This window comes from Elstera litoralis (assembly GCF_000963705.1).
GTDB classification, from domain to species: Bacteria; Pseudomonadota; Alphaproteobacteria; order Elsterales; family Elsteraceae; genus Elstera; species Elstera litoralis.
The window spans coordinates 1-3,108 of sequence record NZ_LAJY01000396.1; the positions used below are offsets into that span (position 1 = coordinate 1).

7 protein-coding genes are annotated in these 3,108 nt (G+C 64.2%); 1 reads left to right on the forward strand and 6 read right to left on the reverse strand.

Going from position 1 to position 3,108, the window contains the following annotated elements:
• Window positions 1-97 precede the first annotated feature (97 nt).
• Genes VZ95_RS14305 through VZ95_RS25710 form a run of 4 tightly spaced genes read right to left on the reverse strand, consistent with a single transcriptional unit; the run spans window position 98 to window position 1,753 of the window.
• Entirely contained in the window at window positions 98-850 is a 753-nt protein-coding gene (locus VZ95_RS14305) for a ribonuclease T2 family protein (RefSeq protein ID WP_052711783.1), read from the reverse strand.
• 49 nt (window positions 851-899) lie between these two features.
• A complete protein-coding gene (locus VZ95_RS25705) occupies window positions 900-1,163 on the reverse strand; it encodes a LytTR family DNA-binding domain-containing protein (RefSeq protein WP_232302673.1) in 264 nt (87 codons plus the stop codon).
• Window positions 1,138-1,266 carry a LytTR family DNA-binding domain-containing protein gene (locus VZ95_RS28295; RefSeq protein ID WP_269747113.1) on the reverse strand — a complete coding sequence of 43 codons (129 nt, stop codon included), beginning with the start codon at window positions 1,264-1,266 and terminating at the stop codon, window positions 1,138-1,140. Before VZ95_RS28295 ends, VZ95_RS25705 begins: the two co-directional genes overlap by 26 nt.
• Complete coding sequence (locus VZ95_RS25710; RefSeq protein ID WP_198148313.1) at window positions 1,253-1,753, reverse strand: hypothetical protein; 501 nt, start codon at window positions 1,751-1,753, stop codon at window positions 1,253-1,255. The genes VZ95_RS28295 and VZ95_RS25710 overlap by 14 nt, the downstream gene beginning before the upstream one ends.
• Here VZ95_RS25710 and VZ95_RS14315 point away from each other — a divergent pair.
• Window positions 1,752-2,270, forward strand: a complete 519-nt coding sequence (locus tag VZ95_RS14315; RefSeq protein WP_045776456.1) for a DUF2306 domain-containing protein — start codon at window positions 1,752-1,754, stop codon at window positions 2,268-2,270. The two genes, VZ95_RS25710 and VZ95_RS14315, sit on opposite strands and share 2 nt — an antisense overlap.
• A 7-nt stretch (window positions 2,271-2,277) precedes the next feature.
• On the opposite strand, the gene VZ95_RS14320 is transcribed toward VZ95_RS14315, so the two are convergent.
• Window positions 2,278-2,577, reverse strand: a complete 300-nt coding sequence (locus tag VZ95_RS14320; protein ID WP_045776457.1) for a hypothetical protein — start codon at window positions 2,575-2,577, stop codon at window positions 2,278-2,280.
• Between the two features lie 27 nt (window positions 2,578-2,604).
• Window positions 2,605-3,108, reverse strand: a 504-nt coding sequence (locus tag VZ95_RS14325; protein WP_045776459.1) for a polyhydroxyalkanoate synthesis repressor PhaR, incomplete at its 5' end; no start/stop codon positions are given.

Genomic DNA, 3,108 nt, shown 5'->3' on the forward strand with positions numbered 1-3,108 from the left:
GCGGTCGGCAAGGCCGAACGCGGCACGCCGCCGGTTCCTGACGGCGCTTGGGCCAGCGCGGGCAGGGCGAGCAGGCTGAGCAGAAGTGCGCGTTTCATCATGACGGGGCCACCGCGCGGATCAACACGCGCTTGCCGTTCTCGCGCCGGTCGGCGGGGTCGAAACCGCCGACGGTTTCACCGCAGGCTTGAAACTGATTGAGTTTTTTCTCATAGCAAATCCGTACTTCTTCCAACCGCCCGTCGCGCCCAAGATCCAGCCGAATATGGGCGCTTGTAAGGCCGCGCGCTTGATTGGCCGCAATAAACGCCTCGGCGATTTCCGCCACCGTCCGGCTGCCGCCTTTCTGGAAGTCGGGTAGGGTTAGACCCGCCATCAGGCGCTGGATTTTATCGATATAGGCGTCGGGCGTCGGCTGGTCCGAACAGGTGCCGTGCTTGGCCCATTGGCATTGCACCAACCGCTCGCCCGGCATCAGGCAGAGGGCGCGGCGCAGGGTCGTTTCGGCCACCGGGGCGGCGGGAGTACAGAACTGCGGCCAAGCGCTGCCTTTACCCGCTCCATACTGCGGCCAGAGCCCATGCACGACAAAGCCGAAGCGATTGCGGCGGCACTGAAGGTCGGCGGTCGCGCGGTCTTTTGCCTGCTCGCAAAAGGCCGGCGACCAGGAGAGAGCGAGCACATAGAAATCGAAATCGCCCGGCTGGCCGCGCGCAACCGTTTCGCCGTCACCCCGGCTCCGGTCCGGGCAGGGGGCGGGGGCGGCCAAACGGTCGGGCAGGTGGCACTGTTGCGCAAAGCCCGCTGGGGCGAGGCTGGCGAACAGCAGGATCAAGAGTAGGCGAATCATCGCGTTACTCTAGCGCCGTTCACGAAGCGCGAACAGCGCGGCGGTTCGTTCACGACGAAATTCGGGCGTTTCCCGAAGGCGCGCTTGGGTTTTCCGGCGGCTCCGGTATCTCAGAGGCATGTTCCATCGCGTCCCCTTTACGCCCTCCCGGCAGCCATCCCTCCGCCACCAGCGCGGGCCGATAGGTGCGCCCAACCGGCACGCGCCGCCCGTCGCTGAGAATCAATTCCCAGCCGCTCTTGCCGCGCTCAGCCCCGGCGAGGGCGGCGCGGGCGACCCACCAGCTTTTATGAACCTGTGCCCCCGGCCACACTGCGCAACTCGGCCACCGCATCGCGCAGCCGCATCAGAATCAGGGCATTGCCCTGGTCGGTATGGGCGCGCAGGTAATGATCCTCCATTTCAAGGCACAGCAACCGTGTACCCGAGCGCGGGCGGGAGGCGTTCGAAGAAGGGGGCCGTTTCGGGGACGGCAGTCGCCGATGCGACGGGCGCGGGTTCTGCGCTGGGCGGGCGGGCTTGAAAGAACCAGGCCGCGCTCGTGCCGATCAGCATCAGCACGGCCACATTGGGCAATTGCTCCCAGAAGAGGATATCGGCCACCACCTGCGGCGGCGCAATCAGCGGCAACAGCAGTTGCACGACGAGGGTTTGCAGCGGCGTCACCAGGGCCGTCGCCGTCAGCACATAGACCGGGCCGGAGTGGCCGCGCCAGCGGATCGGGAGCAGCAGCGTGGTCAGCACCGACAGGCCGGTTCCCGCCACAACCGAGGTGATCCAGAACATCAGGCGGTCGGGCAGCGGCGCGCCATAGCTGCCGAACGGGCCGAGAAACCCCAGAAAGACCCCCACCCCCGCCGCGACGGCGAAGAGAATTCTTAACCTTGCTGGAGATAATTCCATGACGCTCGATCCTCTTACCCTGCACGTCGCAAGCGCGCTTCTGGCGCTTGCAACCGGCGCTATCCTTTATATTTTGCCGCGCAAAGGCAATGCTTGGCATCGCCGCTTGGGCATTCTCTCCGCCTTTGGACTGTTCGTGACCGGCGCGACCGGGCTTATGCTCTATGGGCTGACCGGCGGGTTCAATTTTCTGCATATTCTGTCGCTGGTCACGCTGGTGTCGGTGAGCTTTGGGCTCTTCGCCCTCGTGCGGTGGCGGCGCACGCGCAATCCCGCGTGGCTGATTGCCCATTACCGCAGCATGTCGGGCGCTTATACCGGACTGCTGATCGCGCTGGCGCTGCGGATACTGCCGAGCCTTCTTGGCGGAGAGATGCGGGAGATGATTTTGCCCGCCACAATTGTACTGCTGATTCTCGCCCAGGGCAGCGTGCAGCTTTTGGATCGGCTGATCTGGCGGCCCACCTATGGCGGCGCGGCAAAGCGGGAGCGTTACGCGCCGTCCCAACGCTTATAGGCGGCGGTCACAGTCCCCCACGGCTCGTAATAAAGCCCGCTGCGAGATGCTCCTGGGCGAACTGCTGGGCCTGGAACGTCACCTGCGCGGCCACCAGGGCAAGGCCTTTCGAGCGGCGGCGCTGGCGCGGATCGGCGAGATCGTCGCCCTCATCCTCAAGATCGAAGCGCGGGCGGGCGGCATGCGCCCCGGCGGTTGCCTCTTCGGTGCGCTTTTCGTCCTGCTGCTCTTCCGCCTCCGGCTGACGGCGGCGGATGGGGCGGGCCGGGGCGACCGGCTGGTAAGTGATCGGGGTGATCGAGACCATCGTCGCGCCCGCAGCCCGGTTGGGAGATTAAGCTTTGTCGGCTTTGGTGCCGGGGTTCAGCCGTTCGATTTGCGCTTGCAGCGCATCCAACTGCCGCTTCAGGTCCGACACTTGCACCGGCTGACCGGCGGGGGGCGGGGCGGCTTGCGGTTTCATCTCGCCTGCACCCGTAGCACCGGGGGCACCGAAGGGGGTGAACATGCGCATCGCCCGTTCGATCATGGCAATATTCTGTTTGCTCATTTGATCGAAAGAGCCGAAGGGAAACAGGCTGCCGAAGGATTCTTGGAAATATTGGCGCATTTCGCCCTGATTGCGGGCAAAGCTTTGCATGGCGGTTTCAAGATAGCTCGGCACCAGCCACTGCATATTATCGCCATACAGGCCAATCAATTGGCGCAAGAAGCTGATGGGCAGCATATTCTGGCCCTTGCCTTCTTCTTCCACGATGATCTGCGTCAGCACTTGCCGGGTAATATCTTCGCTGGTTTTGGCGTCATAGACGACAAAAATCCACATCGTCCTTGACCA

Bases quoted from the DNA above. Each gene is read 5' to 3' on its own strand.
- VZ95_RS14305 (WP_052711783.1), bottom strand. From the start codon at position 850: ATGATTCGCCTACTCTTGATCCTGCTGTTCGCCAGCCTCGCCCCAGCG.
- VZ95_RS25710 (WP_198148313.1), bottom strand. From the start codon at position 1,753: ATGGAATTATCTCCAGCAAGGTTAAGAATTCTCTTCGCCGTCGCGGCG.
- VZ95_RS14320 (WP_045776457.1), bottom strand. From the start codon at position 2,577: ATGGTCTCGATCACCCCGATCACTTACCAGCCGGTCGCCCCGGCCCGC.
- VZ95_RS14315 (WP_045776456.1), top strand. From the start codon at position 1,752: ATGACGCTCGATCCTCTTACCCTGCACGTCGCAAGCGCGCTTCTGGCG.